Below are 20,100 nucleotides of genomic sequence, written 5' to 3' on the forward strand. Positions count from 1 at the left end.
ATGAGAAGAGGTGCACTAGTACTTTTATGGATCGCACTTATCATTGTCTCGTGTACACGCGAGACTGTAGATGAGAGCTTGCCGCTTTTCAAAACTCCACCTGGACACAGTACTGGAGTCACCTTTGCAAATACACTTGCAGAGAGCGATTCTCTTAACATACTAGATTACCTCTACTTTTATAATGGTGGTGGCGTAGCTGTGGGTGACATTAATAATGACGGCCTACAAGACATTTACCTATCTGGCAACCAAGTACAAAACAAACTGTATCTCAACGAGGGTAATCTCAAGTTTACAGACATCACAACTAGCTCCAAAACTGGAGGAAATAACTCTTGGAGTACCGGTGCTATTATGTTTGATGCAAATGCAGATGGATACCTAGACATCTATGTGCGTGCTGTGGTGGGTATAAATGATTTCGCTGGTCACGATGAGTTATTCATAAACAATGGTGATGGTACTTTTACAGAACAAGCAGAAACCTATGGGCTTGATTTTAATGATTACGGGACTACAGCCGCAGTGCTAGATTATGATCTTGATGGAGATCTAGATATTTATTTACTCAACCACGCCATACACACAGAGTCCTCTTTTGGCAAAGCATCCCTGCGCAACAAGCGTACAAAAAAGACAGGCGACAAACTTCTCAGAAATGATGGCAACCGCTTTACAGATGTAAGTGAGCAGATGGGTATTTATGGAGGCATAAATGGTTACGGCCTCGGTATTTCGGTGGCAGATTTTAATCAAGATGGATGGCCAGATATCTATGTGGGTAATGATTTTCACGAAGATGATTACTACTACATTAATGAAGGAGGTGTACGCTTTCGCGAAAGCTTAAAAGAACACTTTCCACACACCTCAAGATTCTCAATGGGTAATGACAACTCAGATCTTAACGGTGATGGCTTCCCAGATATCATCTCATTAGATATGCTTCCAGATGATGAAGTTGCTCTTAAAGCGTCTGAAGGTGATGATAATATCCAAACGCAAAAGTTACGTACAGAGCGCTTTGGGTATCACTACCAGTTTACACGCAATATGCTCTTTATAAATCAACCGGGATATCAATTTAAAGAGCAGGCACTATCTTCTGGAATTGCTGCTACAGATTGGAGCTGGAGCGCTCTTTTTGCCGATTTTGATCACGATGGTGTACAAGATTTATTTATTGCAAACGGTATTCCTAAGCGACCTAACAATCTAGATTTTATAAACTTTATCTCTAGTGATAAAATTCAAAATCGCATTAACGAGTCCCGATTACTGGATAATGAAGCTCTAGACCTTATGCCCAGCGGGGCAACACCTAACAGGTTATTTAAGGGTGATGGAGATTTAAACTTTACAGATAAATCACAGACGTGGCTAGCATCTCAACCATCTGTTTCTGGCGCATCTGCCCTTGCAGATTTAGATAACGATGGAGACCTGGACATTGTAGTTAATAATATAAACAAAGAAGCAACGCTCTACATCAACCAGACAGATACTACGGCTACATATGTCCAACTCAAATTTGAGTACACAGCTAAGAATCCTTTTGGGATAGGTACTAAAGTATTTGCTTATGCAGGAGGTAAGACCCAGTACAAAGAGCTTTATACCGCCAGAGGGTTCCAAGCATCGTCACAGCCTCTAGTGCATTTTGGCTTTCCTAAAAATACGACTATTGATTCTCTCAAGGTTATATGGCCAGATAACACTTGCCAAACTGAACGCAACGTAACTACAAATTCATTGGTAAAGCTGTCACCACGGGCTTCAACACCTTTTGACTACCATAGTTTATTACCAAAAAATGAAAAACTCTTCTCAAAAACACCAGGAAATCTAGGCATAGATTACATACACAAGGAAGATGCTTATATAGACTTTAACCGCCAAAAATTAATTCCTTATCAACTTTCAGATCGGGGTCCAGCTACCGCAGTGGGTGATATAAATAATGATGGGGTGGATGATATTTATTTTGGTAGTTCAAAATTTACTTCGTCTCAAATATACTTGGGTGGAGATTCCGCTTTCGCGAAAGCGTATATAGAACCCTTAAAAAAACATAGTAAAACCGAAGACAAAACAGCAATCATTCAAGATGGTGAGATTATAGTAGGCACCGCTGGCGCAGATTTTGCACAAACTAATAGTGCTCTTGATGATTATATCTTAAAACTAGATGATAGCCTCTCAAAGCAACCTCTCAACTTACTGGGCAACACTTCTGTTATCGCTCCAAACGATTATGACAATGACGGTGATATGGACTTGTTTATAGGTCATCAAGTAATTACTGGCGATTTTGGTACAGCACCAGAAAGTGTGCTCCTCAAAAACAACAATGGCAAATACACTGTAGATAAAAATAACAACCTAGGTAATATAGGTATGGTTACAGATGCCGTGTGGACAGATCTTAACGATGATAACCAGAAAGACCTCATTGTAATAGGTGAATGGATGGCGCCTCAATTTTACGTAAATAATAATGGCGTGCTATCTAAAGAAAAGTTAATAACAAAGATGCTTACTGGTTTATGGCAAACCATAGCGCCTTTTGATATAGATGATGATGGTGATCTGGATTACCTGCTAGGCAACTGGGGAACTAACAGCAAGTTTACGGCTACAGAAGGTGCGCCGCTCAAAATGTATCACGCAGACTTTGATAACAACGGTCAGACCGAAACACTGGTTGCTACTTCTAGAAATGGTAACTACTACCCTATTCAAAATCTTCCTGAACTAGCGAAACAACTTGTATCTCTTAAAAAGAAATATAGTACAAATAATGATTTTGCTGGTAAAACTATCTCAGAGATTATAGGTGCCAAGAGTTTATCTAAGGCTCAAGAATTAAATGTTACCACTTTAAAGTCTGGATACTTAAAAAATGAAAAAGGTTCCTTTACTTTTGTACCTTTCCCATCATCATTACAAGTTGCTCCTCTACTAGATTTTGTAGTATTTGACTTTACTAATGATGGAAAAAAAGGGGCCCTCGTAGGGGGAAATTATTTTGGCACAAAACCGTATCACGGTAGGTTAGATTCGTTCCCTGGTGCTCTTATAAAATCAGAACAAGAAATAATAGATGGGTATACCATCGGATTAGATTTTGCTCAAAAGTCTGTTCGTAAGCTATCTATCATAACACATAATAACACAAATTACTTGCTCGTTACTTTTAATAATGAACCAGCACAGGTATATACAATAGAAACTACACAATAATGAAAACACAGTACACACTCATAGTCCTACTTACTGCTTTAATTACTTTAAGCTCTTGTTCAAAAAAGAGTGAGCCTATTGTGATTACTCCAGATCACTTTCATAATGCGATAGATAAAGTTACAGAAGTGATTATACACGATATCTTCTCGCCTCCAGTAGCTAGTAGAATTTATGCATATCCTAATATTGCTGCCTACGAGATACTAGCTCAAGACAATCCTACATTTTCCTCACTTTCAGGACAACTCACAAATTTTAAAGCAATCCCAACACCTGCAGAAGACGCATCTATCAACTATGAACTTGCGGCCCTCGTTGCTCATATGGATATGAGTAAACGTCTTATATTTTCTGAGCAAGATATAGAGACTTATAGAGATAGTCTTTATGCAAACTGGCAAGAGCTTAATGAAGAAGAGTTTATACACTCAAGAGATTATGGACTACAAGTGTCTAATCATATTGCAGCGTGGATGGATGGAGATAATTACAAACAAACTCGCACAATGCCTAAGTTCTCTGTACGTTCTGACGAGCCTTCTAGATGGCAACCTACACCACCCGCTTATATGGATGGAATAGAGCCACACTGGAATAAAATAAGACCATTTGTAATTAATACGGCAGACCAATTTAAACCTGTACCACCACCAGCATTTTCACTAGAAGAAGATTCAGATTTTTATAAAGAGCTTAAGGAGGTTTATGACATAAGCCAGCAAATAACAAAAGACGGAGATACCTCTGAGGAAATTGCCATAGCACAGTTTTGGGATTGTAATCCTTATGTATCTGTTACACGAGGTCACTTAATGTTTGCTACAAAAAAGATAACCCCTGGCGGTCACTGGGTGGGTATTACAAAAATTGCTTCAAAAAAGGCTGACCTAGATGTAGTACATACTTTGCACGCCTATACAAAAACAACCATAGCAATGTATGACGCTTTTATATCTTGTTGGGATGAGAAGTACCGCTCTAATTTAATACGCCCAGAGACGCTTATAAATGATCATATAGATGACTCTTGGAAACCTATTTTACAAACACCTCCTTTTCCAGAGTACGTAAGTGGCCACTCAGTAGTGTCTGGTGCTGCGGCAGAGAGCCTCACTAGTATTTTTGGGGACAACTTCTCTTTTAATGATAACACAGAGATTGCATATGGTTTACCTATACGTAATTTTAAATCCTTTAGAGCAGCAGCACAAGAAGCTGCTATAAGTCGTATGTATGGTGGTATACACTATCGTGCGGCTGTAGAGATAGGTCTTAACCAAGGAAAAGACCTTGGGCAATATGTCGTATCTCAACTTGATATGAAAACAGAAACAGGCGTTACTTCAAACTAAATCATCTATTATGAAAAAGATTATCGCATTCATAATAGTAAGTATCATAGCAACAGGCGTATGGTACCTATATCTTAAACCAGGAGACTTTACTGCAAAGATTAAGGCAAAAACTACTCTAGGTACTATAGAGCAATCTATAAAAAACTGGAAAGAAGGCGCGCCAGTCACAGAGGTACAACTGGGTGATGAACACACACAAATCATTCAAGAATTTACAGTACAAGACTCTACTCACATATATGAGTGGCAACTTAACAAAGTGCACGATTCACTTACAGAGGTTACGGTACACGTAATAGATCCCGCGCACTCTATAAACAATCGTATAAATGGGCTTTTTAAGGACACAGACTTTAAAAAAAGTGCTACTAGAACTGTACTAGAATTTAACGAGTTATTACAAGATCATCTAGATAGAATTACAGTAACCATAGTAGGTGAAGAAGAACTCCCAGCCAAGTTTTATGCCTATACAGAGCTTGAAGGGCTACAAATTCTCAAAGCAGACGGAATGATGCGCGATATAGGGCATTTGCAAGGTACAATGGCTACTTATGATATTGAGCTAGATGGACGCCCCTTTGTACAAATCACAGACTGGAACAGGGTAACCGATAGTATAAAATATCACTTTGCATTCCCTATGATAGAAACGGATTCTTTACCAGTAGTAAAAGACATTAAATATGGGTCAAGACCTGCACAAAGAGCACTCAAAGCTATTTATAACGGTAACTATATTACATCAGATCGTGCTTGGTATGCGCTTCTTAACTATGCAAAGAGCAATAATATTAAAGTAGATCTAAAACCTACTGAAGTCTTTTATAACAATCCAAATATGGCTGGTGACGAGAGCAGGTGGAAGACAGAAGTTTACTTACCCATTGTAGAATAATATGAGCTCATATTACAGTGATCAAGAGTTTACAGGTATAGATTACACTCAGCAACCTTTAGATAAAGGCGAGTATGATAATTGCACATTTATGGAGTGTAATTTTGAAAACCTTCATCTCTCAAACAGTACTTTTTTAGAGTGCACCTTTATAAATTGCAACCTCACTAATGTAAAGTTTGGTGGCACTAGTCTCAATCAAGTTTTATTTGACGGCTGTAAACTGCTAGGAGCAGATTTTAGTGTTTGTAATATCTTTATGTTGGGATTACGCTTTCGCGAAAGCGTTCTAAACCTCTCAAACTTCACCGCATTACCACTTAAAAAAACAACCTTTATAGACTGCCCTATGGCCGAAGTAGATTTTACTGAGGCAGATCTGAGCGAGGCTAGGTTTGACAAATGCATATTAACCAAAACCAATTTTGAAAACTCAAAATTACTTAGGGCAGACTTTAGGACAGCTATAGACTACACAATAAACCCTACACAAACGATACTAAAAGGAGCACTTTTTTCAAACGACAATCTTGCTGGACTTTTACGCTCTTCTGGAATAATAATTAAGTAACATTACTATAAAGGGGCATTTACCCCTACCTAAAACTTAAAGAAGCAATTACATTTACATCATTAGAATGAGAATCGAAATTGGGGGATTTAGAAACTCATTAAAGCCGCACTTATGTGCGGCTTTTTATTTTATGTACCTTGGTTATATAATAAACTATTATGCGTAAAATACTTTTTGGGGCAGCTCTTGCACTTGTGATTGTTTTTGGTGTACGTTATTGTGAACACACAAAAGATGAAAGTGAGCAGCTTAGAGCAAACACCGCGCTCATCGAGAAACAAATAAAAAACGTAGGGAAACTCATCGTTACAGAAGGTAACTATGCCCAAGTCTTTACCTATGAAGATTCAAAAAAATTCTATGTAGATGTGCTTTCTGCGACAAAAAAGGCCCTAGTAGTCGTAAATGCCGAAGCAACTATCGCTTACGATCTTTCTAAGGTTGCTACAGAGGTTGATGAACTCACAAAGACGGTACGCATTACCTATATCCCAGAACCTGAATTAAAGATTAATCCTAATATAGAATATTATGATGTGCAACAAGACTACCTCAACCAGTTTAATGCTCGCGATTATAATATCATAAAATCACGCGTGCAAAAAGGGCTTGAAAAGGAAGTTAAAAACTCTACCCTTTACTCAAATGCACAAAACAGACTTATCTCAGAACTTTCTAAAATTTACTTTCTTACTAACTCACTAGGGTGGACACTTGAATATAATGGGAATGCAGTTACAGATAGTACACCTATAAAATTATAGGCTTACCAGCTCTTTAAGCTGGTAATACCTCTCTCTTTTCTCCGTTTACAAGAATACTTAAGCCTTCTCCACTCACCAGTGTAAAGTTGGTTGCATCATTAGCCACTTCTACTTTTAAAATCTGGCCTCTAAAGTTTACTTTAAAACTGTAACCCGTCCAGGCATTAGGTATTTTGGTCTCAAAAGATAGTGTGTCATTCTTTACACGCATCCCTCCAAAGCCTTCTACCACACTCTGCCAGGTACCCGCCATACTCGTGATGTGCAGTCCCTCTTCTACCTCCTTATTATAATCATCAAGATCTAGACGTGATGTGCGTAAGTAAAACTCATATGCTTGATCCATCCTACCTAATTTTGCGGCTTGTATAGCGTGCACACAAGGGGATAATGAACTCTCGTGTACGGTAAATGGCTCATAAAAATCAAAATGCTTTTCTAGTTGCTCCTTAGTAAAGTGGTCTTCAAAAAAGTAGAACCCTTGTAACGTATCTGCTTGCTTTATGTATGGAGAGCGCAGTATGCGGTCCCAAGACCATTTTTGATTAATAGGTCGGTTTGATTTTGGTAAATCTGCTACGGTGATTAATTCCTTATCTAAGAAACCATCTTGCTGTAGGTACACACCATTTTCTTCTGAGTATGGAAAGTACATCTGCTCTGCAGTAGACCTCCAAGAAAGCATCTCGTCATAAGACAGATGCGTTTTTCCAGAAATACGTGACCAATCTTCTTTCGCAGTGTCTCTTAGCAGCTCTGCTTGTTCAAAAGCATACTCGAGACACCACTTTGCGATATAGTTTGTAAACCAGTTATTATTTACATTATTCTCGTACTCGTTAGGACCTGTAACTCCTAGAATCACATAAGCATTCTTAGCCTTAGAAAAAGTCGCCCTCTGTCTCCAGAATCTCGCTACACCTATAATTACCTCAAGCCCCATTTCTGGAATGTAGCTCGTATCTCCTGTATAACGCTCGTAATTATATATAGCATAAACCATAGAGCCGTTACGGTGTATCTCTTCAAAGGTGATTTCCCACTCATTGTGACATTCCTCCCCGTTCATAGTAACCATAGGGTATAGTGCCGCTCCGTTTGTAAAACCTAGTTTTTGAGCATTTTCTATAGCCTTATCAAGCTGGTTATACCTATAGGTGAGTAACTGTCTTGCAACACTTTGATCTTTGGTAGCCATATAAAATGGAATACAGTAAGCCTCGGTATCCCAGTAGGTAGAACCTCCGTATTTTTCGCCAGTAAACCCTTTTGGACCTATATTGAGACGGCTATCTTGCCCCGTGTATGTTTGATTAAGATGGAAGATATTAAAACGTATACCCTGCTGTGCTTTTGTATCACCCTCAATTGTGATGTCAGACATCTCCCAGGTTTTTGCCCAGGCTTCCTTTTGAGAAGCTAGCAAAGCATCATATCCTAAGCCTGTTGCTTTATTTAGTACGTCTGTTGCCACTGCTATGAGACCATCTTTATCGTGATTAAGGCTACTTACATAACCTCCTATTTTTTGTATGGCAAAGGTTTCTCCTTTGGCAACATCTGTCTTATACTCGTGACCTAAGTAGGTTGCAGTTTTTTGAGAACGCTTTCGCGAAAGCGTAATCTCATCACCATCTATAAAAAGCTTGTTTTGCATCATCGTACATACGTGAAACTCCGTCTTCATAGTATGTGCGGTGATGAAAGCCATATCATCATTTTCTGAAACTTCTAGCGTGTTCCAAAACTTGTCATCCCAGTTTGAATCTTCATTAGTGATACCGCTATCTAAATACGGCTCATAACTTATTGTAGCGTCTACATTAATAGGTGTCACTTCGTACTTAATTGCACCTACCTCATCCATCTCCATACTTAAAAAACGTGTTGCTTTTACTGCAATCTCAACGTCATTTTGTAGGGTGGCTTTAAAACTTCTGTACAATACACCAGCTTTCATATCAAGCTCACGACGAAAATCGTTTACCTCTTTACAGGTATGTAAATCCAGACTCTCTCCGTTTACTGTTACTTTTATACCTATCCAGCTAGGCGCATTGAGCACTTTTGCAAAGTACTCTGGATACCCATTTTTCCACCAGCCTACGCGGGTTTTATCTGGGTAATACACACCTCCTATATAACTTCCTTGAAAGGTCGCGCCACTATAATCTTCTTCAAAATTTGCGCGTTGCCCCATTGCACCATTACCTAGCGCCATAAGACTCTCTGATGATTTTACGTTATTTGGGTTCCATCCATCCTCTATAATGGACCAATCATTTGGAGTGATATAATCTATATGCATATTATGGTAGTCTTTCGTATGAGCTAGCCTCATACTTGATGATAGTTGTAGTTAGATTAAATTTATGCTTCTATAAGTTCTAGAAGGAAAGCATTACTCATCTCTGTAAAGTCTTTAAAAACGTAGTTTGCCTCGTGTAGCACATCTTGCTCTCCTATACCTATGCTTATCATACCTGCGCTGTTTGCAGCTTGTATACCGGCAATAGAATCTTCAAAAACGACACAATCTGTACGTTCTATTTTTAAAGCTTCTCCTCCTTTTAAGAATACTTCTGGATCTGGCTTTGCTGCTGTCACATCATTACCATCTACAATCGCTTGAAATTTATCTAATAAATCAAGCTTAGTCAAGATAGGTCGCGCATTTTTACTTGCGCTACCTAGTGCAATACCTTGATTTTTTTCTTCTAAAAAATCGAGTACTCTCACTACATCTGGTAAGATCTCACTGTCATCCATCCCTTTTATGTACTTAAGATACTCTTCATTTTTCTGGATGAGCCACCTGTCTTTTTGTTCTTGAGTTGCATCATATGAAGCTAGGTCTAGTAATATCTCTAGCGATCGCACACGGCTTACCCCTTTAAAAAGTTCGTTTTGCTCTTCTGTGAAGTCAAAATTCATCTCTTTGGCAAGGTTACGCCAGGCGAGATAGTGAAATTTTGCAGTGTCTACTATAACTCCGTCTAGGTCAAAAAGGAATGCTTTCTTTTTCAATTTCAATATATTTTCGGTCATCAGAGTTGTTTGGTTATAACTCGATGTGTTTGTGTTTAATTTTCGCGAAAGCGTAATAGCCCTATTTTACTCTCTTTGTGCTCTCACGCTCTATGAGACTTGTATCTATATATGCGGTGGTATATTGCTCTACCTCTTCTTCTGGTCGCTCTAGTTTATTGATAAGTAACTCTGCTGCCTTACGCCCCATCTCTTCTCCGTGCTGGCTTACTGTAGTGAGGCTAGGTACAAAGTGTTGAGATAACTCGCCATCTGAGAAGCTCACGATACTCACATCTTCTGGAATGGTTTTATCTGCTTCCATAATATATTTGGCAGCGGTCACGGCAAAAATTTCATTTATCGTAAATACACCGTCTATGTCTTTTCCTTTTAAGAAATGTTTGATACGAGCCTTTGCCTTATCATTAAGCTCATCTATAGCATCTAGTTTTAAAATTAGATCTTTATCTACGGTAATACCGGCAGACTCAAGGGCTTCCATATACCCCTTAGTACGCAACTTTCCTACGGTGATATAATCTTCTGTAGTGATGATGGCTATCTTTTTACAGCCTGTTTTAATCAAGTGATTTACGCCTAGCTTTGCCCCCTCACGGTCATCTATAAGCACTTTATCACAAGGTATCTCATCTACTATACGGTCAAACATTACAACAGGCATCCCTTGGTCTATAGCCTCTGTGAGGTGTCTAAAGTCGTCCTTTTGCATTGTTTCTTTTGATAAAGAAAGGATAAATCCATCTGTACTACCATTTGCAAGTAGCTCCATATTAAGAACTTCCTTATCAAAATCATTATTAGAAAGAGTGATAATCACATTATAATTGTGCTCCCTCGCCATTTGCTCAACCCCACGTATTACAGTGGTAAAAAAGTGATGCACTATTTGCGGTATAATTATCCCGATGGTGCGCGTCTTTCTGTTTTTAAGACTTAACGCAATATTATTAGGCTTATAATTATACAGCTTTGCAAAGGCTTTAATCTTCTGGCGTGTGTCTTCACTTATCTCTGCACTATCACGCAGTGCTTTTGAGACAGTAGAGATAGAAACATCAAGTTCTTTGGCAATTAATTTTAAGGTGAGTTTTCTTTTCATAATGGTATCGTAAAAATAGGCTTACTAAAAGCTATAGTACAATTTAAACAAATCCTTTTGGGTACGAAAACGATGTATTCTTAATAAGTTATTATATTTATTATCAAAATGTGAATTTTTGACCTATTTTAGGATGCTTTAACTAGTCCACCTATGAATTAAAATTAAACTAGGAGAGCCTTAAAGTTCTAAAATCATAGTAAAAAATGAAGCAGCTTCTTATCATTCTTGCACTTTTCACTCTTATAGGTTGTAAAGAAAAAACAACTCCTGTAAATGAAGTGGCTGTGGTAGAAGACCGCTTTCGCGAAAACTATCGTCCTCAATACCACTTCACTCCACCCACAATGTGGATGAATGACCCCAACGGGCTTTTATACCACAACGGCACTTATCACTTATTTTACCAGCATTACCCAGAAGACATAGTCTGGGGACCTATGCACTGGGGTCACGCCACCTCAAAAGATCTTATCTCTTGGGAGCACAAACCCATTGCCTTATATCCAGATGAGCTAGGTCTTATATTTTCTGGTAGCGCTGTGATGGATATACATAACACCTCTGGCTTAGGGACAAAAGACAACCCTCCTATGGTTGCTATTTTTACCTATCACCTTATGGAAGGTGAAAAAGCAGGACGTAAAGATTTTCAAACTCAGGGTATAGCTTATAGTCTAGATGAAGGTGAAACTTGGAAAAAATATAGTGGCAACCCCGTTATAAGTAATGACGAAAACATCAAAGATTTTAGAGATCCTAAAGTATTCTGGGATGACAATACTGAGCAATGGGTGATGACACTTGTCGCTGGTGATCACGCCAAATTTTATAGGAGCCCAAATCTTAAAAACTGGACTCTTATGAGTGAGTTTGGAAAAAATATAGGAGCTCACGGCGGCGTCTGGGAGTGTCCAGACTTATTTCCGCTCAAAGTTGAGGGAAGCGATGAGACTAAGTGGGTCTTGATTATAAGTATTAATCCTGGCGCGCCAAATGGTGGATCGGGAACTCAGTATTTTGTAGGTGACTTTGACGGGACCACCTTTACTACAAAACAAAAGGAAATAAAATGGCTAGACTACGGTACAGATAACTATGCCGGCGTTACTTTTAATGGACTGCCAGATACAGATCGTACGTTTATAGGCTGGATGAGCAACTGGAACTATGCCCGTGACACCCCTACAGAAGCGTGGCGCAGTGCTATGACGCTTTCGCGAAAGCTTACTCTTCATAAAAACAATAGAAATGGCTTTTACCTTAAAAACTATCCCGTCACCTCTCTAGATGAATATGCTTACGCAACCGTAGTACACGATACGATGAAGAATGGAATGTCTCTCTCGAGCAAAGATTATAACGAGCAACGCTTAGATTTTAAAATACCCGGTAAACTAGATGACTTTAAACTCAACTTTACAAATGTCAATAAGGAATCATTAAAATTTGGTTATGATAGCAGCACAAAGAGTTACTATCTAGACCGGAGAAAATCTGGCATTGTAAGCTTTGAACCATCCTTTGGCGATAAAGTTCACACTGCACCAGCCATTATTGACAGTCCTACTGATGTAGCTTATAGTATTGTAATGGATGCATCATCTATTGAGATTTTTATAGATGGCGGGAACACTGTATTTACAGATCAAATTTTTCCTACCACACCGTTTACCGCACTCACGTTTACAAGTGAGAATGCTACAATCGTAGATTTAAAAGTGAGCAAAATAAAACGAATATGGAAGTAGTGTAGAAGCACGCGACCTCATCACCCTAAACAAGGCATATGAAAGAAATTACAAAATGGAGTATTACCGTAGCCCTCGCTGGCTTTTTATTTGGTTTTGACACGGTAGTTATAAGTGGTGCAAACTCACCCATAAAGGAGTTATGGAATTTATCGCCATTTATGCACGGTACTTTTATAATGAGTATGGCATTATGGGGGACCGTGGCTGGATCTCTACTAGGTGGTTTTCCTACTAAAAAATTAGGACGTAAAAAGACACTCTTCTGGATAGGAATCCTCTTTTTTGTTTCAGCCATAGGCTGTGCGTTAGCACAAGACCCGTATTCATTTTCGGCTTTTAGATTCATAGGAGGCATTGGTGTGGGAGTCTCATCTGTGGCGGCACCTATTTATATATCTGAGATAAGCTCTGAGTCTAACCGTGGTAAACTGGGAGGTCTCTATCAGTTCTGGCTCGTCTTTGGTATCCTCATTGCCTTTGTGTCAAACTGGCTGCTTAAAGGTGTAGACGGTACAAACGACTGGCGATGGATGCTAGGTGTAGAAGCTATACCTGCACTTATATATACTCTTATGGTGATGAAAGTGCCTAACAGCCCGAGGTGGCTCGTACTACAGAAAAAAGATGATGCAGGCGCAATGCTTGTTTTACAAAAAATATATGAAGGAGCTGGGGCTGCACAGTCTAGACTAGAAGAAATAAAACTAGACTTACAGCAAACTAAAACCTCAGAAAATCTTTTCCAAAAGAAATATTCAAAAGTATTATGGTTAGGTTTTCTTATCGCCTTTTTTAATCAGTTATCTGGTATCAACTTTGTGCTCTATTATGCTCCACAAATATTAGAGCAAGCAGGTCTTGGCGGTTCTGAGTCGCTCTTTAACTCTATTGCGATAGGTATTGTAAACCTCATCTTTACATTTATAGGCGTGCGATTACTAGACAAGCTAGGAAGAAAACAACTTATAATGATAGGATCTGTAGGCTATATTGTGAGCCTTATTATGGTAGGTATTTGTTTCCAGATGCAACTAAGTCCAGCCCTCTTACTTACTTTCATTTGTACCTTTGTAGCGTCACACGCTATAGGACAAGGGGCTGTTATATGGGTTTTTATCTCAGAAATTTTTCCAAATCGCGTGCGCGCTTATGGGCAATCTTGGGGTACGAGTACACACTGGGTTTTTGCAGCTGTCATAACGCTCGTAACTCCATTTTTTATAGATGATAAAGAAGGCATAATGAGAGACCATCTTTGGAATATTTATTATTTCTTTGCAGGAATGATGGTACTCCAACTATTATGGGCAATTATTGCTATGCCAGAGACCAAAGGACGTACCCTAGAAGAACTAGAAAAAGAGCTTGTTACAGATGCCTAATACACCACTTAAAATAGCCAGTTACGGCGAGATATTATGGGATGTTTTCCCAGATGAGAAACGATTAGGTGGCGCGCCACTTAATGTTGCGCTACGTTTACACTCCTTTGGGGTAGATGTGTCTATGATCTCATCTTTGGGAAATGACGCTTTAGGTAAAGTAGCCCTGGCGCTTATAAAGGAAAAGGGGCTCGACACGGCTCTGATACAACGCAATGACAAACCTACAGGACAAGTAAAGGTCACCTTAGACAAAGCTGGAAGTGCCTCATATGAGATTGCTCAAGACACTGCTTGGGATGCCATCGCTTGGAATGAAAAAAATGCCGAAGCAGTCACCGCTGCAGATGCTCTTATTATAGGTAGTCTCGCTTTTCGCGAAAGCGGAAATATACTTGAAGCCCTTGATGAAGATAGCACTATGGCTGAAACTGCTGTAAATCTTGAAGCTATTGAGGTACTTGCCGAACGATCTAAGTTTACTGTTTTTGACCTTAACCTACGCGCTCCTCATTATGATCTTGAAATTGTAGCGAGCCTAATGGAGGCGGCAGATATGATAAAGCTTAATGATGAAGAGCTTGAGCTCATCGTGATGGCAATGGGCATAGAGGGTGACACACTAGAGGATGAGTTAAAAATGCTCAGTGCAATGACAGAGACTCCTACAGTTTGTGTAACGCTAGGGTCTGAAGGTGCGATGCTCTATCATAAAGGTGGCATACATACACAAGTAGGTTTTCCTGCAAAGGTGGTAGATACTGTAGGCGCTGGAGACAGCTTTCTGGCAACATTAGTTTTTGGGCTTCTCTCTGGTGAGACTGCCGAAGACGCCCTAGAAGTTGCTTGTGCAGTAGGTAGCCTGGTTGCTGGTAAAGCAGGTGCAAACCCTGTAGTTACTAATGATGAGATTAATAACCTATTAAGCTAGAGAGTAATTTTATAGCTACTCACCTATTTGATTCTTTTCCCTTGGGTGGTAAAAGATAATCCTTGTTGACCCATAGTAGAGCTCATTACACCCTCAAAAAGCGGCTCTGATGCTCCTGCAGGTGTACTCCACTCAAATATAAAATTAGACCCCGTACCACCAGTGACATCTTTTTCATCTATCACAATCTCTGTAGTTTCAAGTGGTGATAGATATATTGCATTATTAAAATATGTACGTACTAACCTGCCGTGTGTATCATAATATGATGCATTGTTTATATATACCGTATCTGTATCACTAGTATTACGTAAACTTACCATAGCCGTTAAGTTATGCGTTTTATGCTCTGAGTAACTAAAAATTTGAGAGTAGATAGACAGGTACGTCTTCCCTACAGCTAGCGTATCACCAGTGGGTAATGTAGCCGTTCTTGCTCCCCAGTTTTCTGGGTTTACAGAACTTACTTGAGCTTGCTCATTGCAGCTTATGACACTTAATGCCAAAAGCAAAATGCATATTATATGTACAGCAGTTGTTTTCATAATACTTAAAAGTACTAATTAAATAATGATTTCTTCACCGTATCGTAGTAGCTATCACTTACTGGTATTCTTTTATCTCCTATAATAAGATCGCGTCCTTTTAAACCCGTGACTTTATCACCGTTTACTATAAAAGACCTATGTACTCTTAAAAATGAGGTTGGTAAGGTTTTTATAAGTTTACTTAGTGACTGGTTTGCGATTATTTTTTTACCTGTTTCTAGATGGTAGTTTACATACTCGCTATCACTCTCGATGTAGCGCACTTCGTCTGGAACGATTTTATAAAGATCATATCCAGATTTTATGACTAGATGTGTAGGGTCTACTAGTACTTCTTGTAACGGAAACTTCTCTACTGCGCTTAAAAACCTGTTAAAGGTAATGGGTTTGAGCAGGTAGTCTAGAGCATTAAGTTCAAAACCCTTTAATGCATACTCAGAGTAAGCTGTTGTAAATATCACTTTACTTTTACTTGTAGCGATGATGCTCGCAAATTCTGTTCCTTTGAGCTCAGGCATTTGTATATCTAAAAATATAAGATCTACAGGATTTTCTTTTATAAATGACAGGGCTTCTATTGGGTTTTGAAAAGAACCAAAACTATTGAGATAGGTCACCTTTTGTACATAGGTTTCTAGTAGGGTTCTTGCTAGCTCTTCATCATCTATTATTATACAGCTTATGGTGCTCATTGTAAGTTTACTTTTAAAGCTACACTAAAGGTATCAGATTTTTTTATAGTAAGCTCGTGCTTTTGAGGGTATAAAATCTCCAGTCTCTTCTCTACATTTTGTAAACCTATACCTCCGGCTCCGTCTGTGACTAGCGGTTTTGAAGGCATACTGTTTTCTATATAAAAGTCTATGTGATTTTCTTTCGCTTTAAGCGAAATAAATACGTAGTTACTACCTCCTAGTTCTATCCCACTATGCTTGAAAGCGTTTTCTATAAAAGGAACAAATAGCATAGGAGCTACTTGTATATTTTCATTTGTGATATCTTGTTCAAAACGTATATTAAACTCTTTACTGCTTTTGAGTTTAAAGAGGGCAATGTAATGTTCTATATACTCCACTTCTTTACCAAGTGATACCTCTGGTCGTTCACAATCGTACAGCACATATCGCAACATTTGAGAGAGCGTGCTTATTCCTTCTTGCGTTTTATCTGAGTTTGTAACAGAGAGTGCATAGATGTTATTTAGCGCGTTAAAGAGAAAGTGAGGGTTGATTTGCATTTTTAAAAACTTAAGCTCTGCTTCTTTTAGCTCTGCTTGAGCATATGCATAACTCTTTTCTTTTTCTTGAGCATAAATAAATGTCTCTAGTAAAATAGCTGTAACACTTGATATAGTAAGGACTAATAAGTGTATAAAAAAACGAGAAGGCAACTTGCCAGGAGCTCCTCCTTGAAGTCCCATAGGTGGCGGTCTTCTAACAGGTGTAGGTGCAAACTCTGATGAGATATACGCACATAGTATCACTACAGGCACTGTGGCAACAATAAAGTAGAGGTACTTCTTTTTAAACAATAAGCGAGGCACTACATAATATACAAGTCCGAATAAAATCAATACTTGTAATACAAATGCGAGACCGTTATCTCTTATAAATATAGCATCGCGACCGCCAGATATCCAGAGCGTACTCCAGACTCCTAGCCATAATAATACCTGAGAAATATATCTTCCTAATAGATTCATAGCGCAAATAACGTAAATAAAAATTCATACAATCGCTGTTTTGAGGCAATTACAGCTATTGTTTTATCTCATTTATAGATAGAAATACGTCACTCGCAGAAAACCAAAGGTAACTGGCAGAAAACAGCCCATTTACAATTAACTAATTGCCAACTTTGGAGTCAAATAAGCGTAACACAAAAACAATTATTATGAAAAAGATAAATTTTAAAATGAGCGCACTAGCGATTGTATTTACGCTAGGTATTGTATCTGTTTCTTGTGCTCAAGGGCAAAGAAATAATGACCGAAAAGAGCCGCCTACATTTGCACAATTACTTAAAGATATGGACGCAAATGAAGATAATAAGCTCGACAAGTCAGAAATAAAAGGACCACTTAAAGAGGCTTTTAAAGAAGTAGATACTAACGAAGATGGTTTTATCACAGAAAAGGAGTTCAAAAAAGCTCCAAAACCTAAAAGAAGAGAACCGAGAGGTAAGAAATAGTATATAAATTGTTTGATTGATGTTTGGTTAGGGAGCTCCATAAGAAATTATGGAGTTTCCTTTTTTTTACTTATTCAACAATTAATCATCTGCATTAAAAACCTGTGATACAGCTTTTAGGACCATTCACTTAAAACTAACTAGCATTCACAGAATATTAAAAAACAGCATAGACAAACACGGTACATTTATAAAACAAACCCTTTAAAAAGCAATTATGAAATCGACCATCAAAAAAAATCTAGCAGCACTTTCACTACTACTAAGTGGTGCAATTGTGATACTTGTAGCTTGTAGTAATGATGATAGTAATGACACAACTACAACGACAGATGACGGCAATACAACCGCAGAGCTTCACGCAGCCTTTGCAGCGTTTGATCAAGATAATGTTTCAGTCCTACTAAGCGGTTCTAATGTTATTATAGAGAGTAATGGTTATCCTAACCATACCTCTCCCTACTGGTCTAATACTACAGAGCGTACCGCTACAGACCCTATGGGTAATGTACTCGTAACACCAGCAGCAGATGAGAATCACCCACTCTTTGTAGAGCCCACTCTCACAACTTATGAGATGATGGCACCTGGTAATATAGATGATTTTAATGGTTCATACTCGCTTACCGTTTCTTCATCACCACAACTAGCAAGTACAACCACGGCTACAGGTCTTGGCCCTATAGGTATTGCTGTAAGTGGCGCTATGATTTATGATGATCAAGAAGGCCCTAACGTACCACTAGATGATGCCGTACCATCCCTAGACTACACAGCAGCACACACGGGTCCACAAAGTTATCACTACCACCTAGAGCCAAAGGCTTTTAGCAACAATGATGACAACCTTATAGGGATTATAAGCGATGGTTTTTTTGTGTATGGTCGTATTTGTGCAAGTACTGGTAGCTATCCAGAAGATCTAGATGCATCTGGTGGGCATACCTCAACTACACAACACACAGATCAAGAGGAATATCATTACCACATACAAGATGAACTATATCTTAACCAGTACTACATCATATTTCCTGGAGATTATCAAGGCACGCCAAATGCGATACTATAGCCTAACACTCATAATATGCTTATTGATTATAAGCTGTAACCGTAATACTGAGGAAAAAGTCACAAACTATACACCCTCAGTAAACTCAAAGTTTGAATTAGCCGTCACACTAAACGAGTTAAACCTCCACAAAGGGCTTTTCTATTATAAGGGAGAGCCTTTTACAGGGGTTGCAACAAGCATATATCTTGATGGAACTATCTCTGAGAAGACCGCTTTCGCGAAAGGAAAAAAACACGGCGCTGAAGAAAAATACTTCTCTAATGGCGTTCTAAGTTTTAAAGCAAATTATATAAACGGAGTACGTAACGGGCAAACTATCTCTTGGTGGAGTAATGGAAACAAAAGATCTATAGCAAATTATGAAAATGGGATTCCCCACGGAAAGCAATATCAATGGTATACAAGCGGCGTTAAGTTTAAGGTAATTACTCTTGTAAACGGTCAAGAAGAAGGACTACAACAATCTTGGAGAGAAAACGGAAAAATTTATAACAACTATGAAGCAAAAAATGGAAGAATATTTGGGCTCAAAAGAGCAAATCTCTGCTTTCAGTTGGATGATGAGCAAGTACAACTTGTGGAGCGCTAGCCTTATTACTATACTAAGCATCATAAGCTGTACAAATACAAACACAGCCTCAAGTCGTGTAGAAATCCTCCCATATTATAACGAAGCCACATTTACTCCATTATGGCTAGATGCATCTTATACCACTAGCGACACCTTACATACAGTACCGCCATTTAAATTATATAACCAATATAACGACACTATCACACAAGATACTTTTAAAGATAAAATATACGTAGCAGATTTCTTCTTTACATTCTGTACAGGCATATGTCCAAAAATGACAAAAAATATGGCTTCAATTCAGCAAGCCTTTATAGATGATCCAGAAATACTATTAATCTCACACTCTGTAACCCCTCAACACGACACAAGCAAAGTCCTACAAGACTATGCAAGTCAAAACGGAGTTGTAAAAGATAAATGGCACCTTGTAACAGGGTCAAGAGATGAAATATATGACCTAGGTAGAAATCAATACTTCATAGAGGAAGATTTAGGTCTCAATAAAACCGAAGATGAATTTCTACATACTGAGAATTTTGTGCTCATAGATAAAGACAAACATATACGAGGTATTTACAATGGTCTCAATACAACATCTGTACAGCAACTTATAGCAGATATAAACACTTTAAAGGAAGAAAAATAATCCAGCAAAA

The 20,100-nt window shown here is 38.5% G+C and carries 18 protein-coding genes; 12 read left to right on the forward strand and 6 right to left on the reverse strand.

Features of this window, described 5'->3' with window-relative positions; genetic code table 11:
* From ABVM49_RS03110 to ABVM49_RS03130, 5 genes are all read left to right on the forward strand, one after another.
* Positions 1-3,246, forward strand: a complete 3,246-nt coding sequence (locus tag ABVM49_RS03110) for a VCBS repeat-containing protein (RefSeq protein ID WP_405202981.1) — start codon at positions 1-3, stop codon at positions 3,244-3,246.
* On the forward strand, positions 3,246-4,601 hold the full coding sequence (locus ABVM49_RS03115) for a vanadium-dependent haloperoxidase (protein ID WP_405202982.1): 1,356 nt from the start codon (positions 3,246-3,248) through the stop codon (positions 4,599-4,601). Before ABVM49_RS03110 ends, ABVM49_RS03115 begins: the two co-directional genes overlap by 1 nt.
* 10 nt (positions 4,602-4,611) lie before the next feature.
* Positions 4,612-5,502: a GyrI-like domain-containing protein gene (locus tag ABVM49_RS03120; RefSeq protein ID WP_405202985.1), complete on the forward strand. Its 891-nt coding sequence runs from the start codon at positions 4,612-4,614 to the stop codon at positions 5,500-5,502.
* Between the two features lies 1 nt (position 5,503).
* Positions 5,504-6,073 carry a pentapeptide repeat-containing protein gene (locus ABVM49_RS03125; protein ID WP_405202986.1) on the forward strand — a complete coding sequence of 190 codons (570 nt, stop codon included), beginning with the start codon at positions 5,504-5,506 and terminating at the stop codon, positions 6,071-6,073.
* A gap of 161 nt (positions 6,074-6,234) precedes the next feature.
* Complete coding sequence (locus tag ABVM49_RS03130) at positions 6,235-6,840, forward strand: DUF4230 domain-containing protein (RefSeq protein WP_375253459.1); 606 nt, start codon at positions 6,235-6,237, stop codon at positions 6,838-6,840.
* 13 nt (positions 6,841-6,853) lie between these two features.
* On the opposite strand, the gene ABVM49_RS03135 is transcribed toward ABVM49_RS03130, so the two are convergent.
* The 3 genes from ABVM49_RS03135 to ABVM49_RS03145 all read right to left on the reverse strand — a co-directional run bounded on the left by ABVM49_RS03135 (position 6,854) and on the right by ABVM49_RS03145 (position 10,990).
* Positions 6,854-9,148, reverse strand: coding sequence for a glycoside hydrolase family 65 protein (locus tag ABVM49_RS03135; protein ID WP_405202987.1), 2,295 nt, complete (start codon positions 9,146-9,148; stop codon positions 6,854-6,856).
* A gap of 62 nt (positions 9,149-9,210) precedes the next feature.
* On the reverse strand, positions 9,211-9,867 hold the full coding sequence (gene pgmB / locus ABVM49_RS03140; protein WP_405202988.1) for a beta-phosphoglucomutase: 657 nt from the start codon (positions 9,865-9,867) through the stop codon (positions 9,211-9,213).
* 82 nt (positions 9,868-9,949) lie between these two features.
* Positions 9,950-10,990: a LacI family DNA-binding transcriptional regulator gene (locus ABVM49_RS03145; protein ID WP_375253457.1), complete on the reverse strand. Its 1,041-nt coding sequence runs from the start codon at positions 10,988-10,990 to the stop codon at positions 9,950-9,952.
* A 206-nt stretch (positions 10,991-11,196) separates the two neighbouring features.
* On the opposite strand from ABVM49_RS03145, the gene ABVM49_RS03150 reads away from it, so the two are divergent.
* Genes ABVM49_RS03150 through ABVM49_RS03160 form a run of 3 tightly spaced genes read left to right on the forward strand, consistent with a single transcriptional unit; the run spans position 11,197 to position 15,057 of the window.
* The gene (locus ABVM49_RS03150; protein WP_405202989.1) at positions 11,197-12,741 is read left to right on the forward strand and encodes a glycoside hydrolase family 32 protein; all 1,545 of its coding nucleotides are present in this window, start codon (positions 11,197-11,199) and stop codon (positions 12,739-12,741) included.
* Between the two features lie 38 nt (positions 12,742-12,779).
* Positions 12,780-14,126, forward strand: a complete 1,347-nt coding sequence (locus ABVM49_RS03155) for a sugar porter family MFS transporter (protein WP_405202990.1) — start codon at positions 12,780-12,782, stop codon at positions 14,124-14,126.
* Entirely contained in the window at positions 14,119-15,057 is a 939-nt protein-coding gene (locus ABVM49_RS03160; RefSeq protein WP_405202991.1) for a carbohydrate kinase, read from the forward strand. Before ABVM49_RS03155 ends, ABVM49_RS03160 begins: the two co-directional genes overlap by 8 nt.
* A gap of 23 nt (positions 15,058-15,080) precedes the next feature.
* On the opposite strand, the gene ABVM49_RS03165 is transcribed toward ABVM49_RS03160, so the two are convergent.
* Genes ABVM49_RS03165 through ABVM49_RS03175 form a run of 3 tightly spaced genes read right to left on the reverse strand, consistent with a single transcriptional unit; the run spans position 15,081 to position 17,307 of the window.
* The gene (locus ABVM49_RS03165; protein ID WP_405202992.1) at positions 15,081-15,569 is read right to left on the reverse strand and encodes a DUF3124 domain-containing protein; all 489 of its coding nucleotides are present in this window, start codon (positions 15,567-15,569) and stop codon (positions 15,081-15,083) included.
* A gap of 47 nt (positions 15,570-15,616) precedes the next feature.
* A complete protein-coding gene (locus tag ABVM49_RS03170; protein ID WP_405202993.1) occupies positions 15,617-16,297 on the reverse strand; it encodes a LytR/AlgR family response regulator transcription factor in 681 nt (226 codons plus the stop codon).
* Positions 16,294-17,307, reverse strand: coding sequence for a sensor histidine kinase (locus ABVM49_RS03175; protein ID WP_405202994.1), 1,014 nt, complete (start codon positions 17,305-17,307; stop codon positions 16,294-16,296). Before ABVM49_RS03175 ends, ABVM49_RS03170 begins: the two co-directional genes overlap by 4 nt.
* 191 nt (positions 17,308-17,498) lie before the next feature.
* Here ABVM49_RS03175 and ABVM49_RS03180 point away from each other — a divergent pair, with 191 nt between their 5' ends.
* The 4 genes from ABVM49_RS03180 to ABVM49_RS03195 all read left to right on the forward strand — a co-directional run bounded on the left by ABVM49_RS03180 (position 17,499) and on the right by ABVM49_RS03195 (position 20,090).
* On the forward strand, positions 17,499-17,795 hold the full coding sequence (locus tag ABVM49_RS03180) for a hypothetical protein (RefSeq protein WP_035326904.1): 297 nt from the start codon (positions 17,499-17,501) through the stop codon (positions 17,793-17,795).
* A 217-nt stretch (positions 17,796-18,012) separates the two neighbouring features.
* On the forward strand, positions 18,013-18,864 hold the full coding sequence (locus ABVM49_RS03185; RefSeq protein WP_405202996.1) for a YHYH protein: 852 nt from the start codon (positions 18,013-18,015) through the stop codon (positions 18,862-18,864).
* A gap of 22 nt (positions 18,865-18,886) precedes the next feature.
* Positions 18,887-19,456, forward strand: coding sequence for a toxin-antitoxin system YwqK family antitoxin (locus ABVM49_RS03190; RefSeq protein WP_405202997.1), 570 nt, complete (start codon positions 18,887-18,889; stop codon positions 19,454-19,456).
* A complete protein-coding gene (locus ABVM49_RS03195) occupies positions 19,377-20,090 on the forward strand; it encodes an SCO family protein (protein WP_405202998.1) in 714 nt (237 codons plus the stop codon). Before ABVM49_RS03190 ends, ABVM49_RS03195 begins: the two co-directional genes overlap by 80 nt.
* Positions 20,091-20,100: the final 10 nt, after the last annotated feature.

It is taken from the genome of Dokdonia sp. LLG6352-1 (assembly GCF_045055815.1).
Lineage (GTDB): Bacteria > Bacteroidota > Bacteroidia > Flavobacteriales > Flavobacteriaceae > Dokdonia > Dokdonia donghaensis.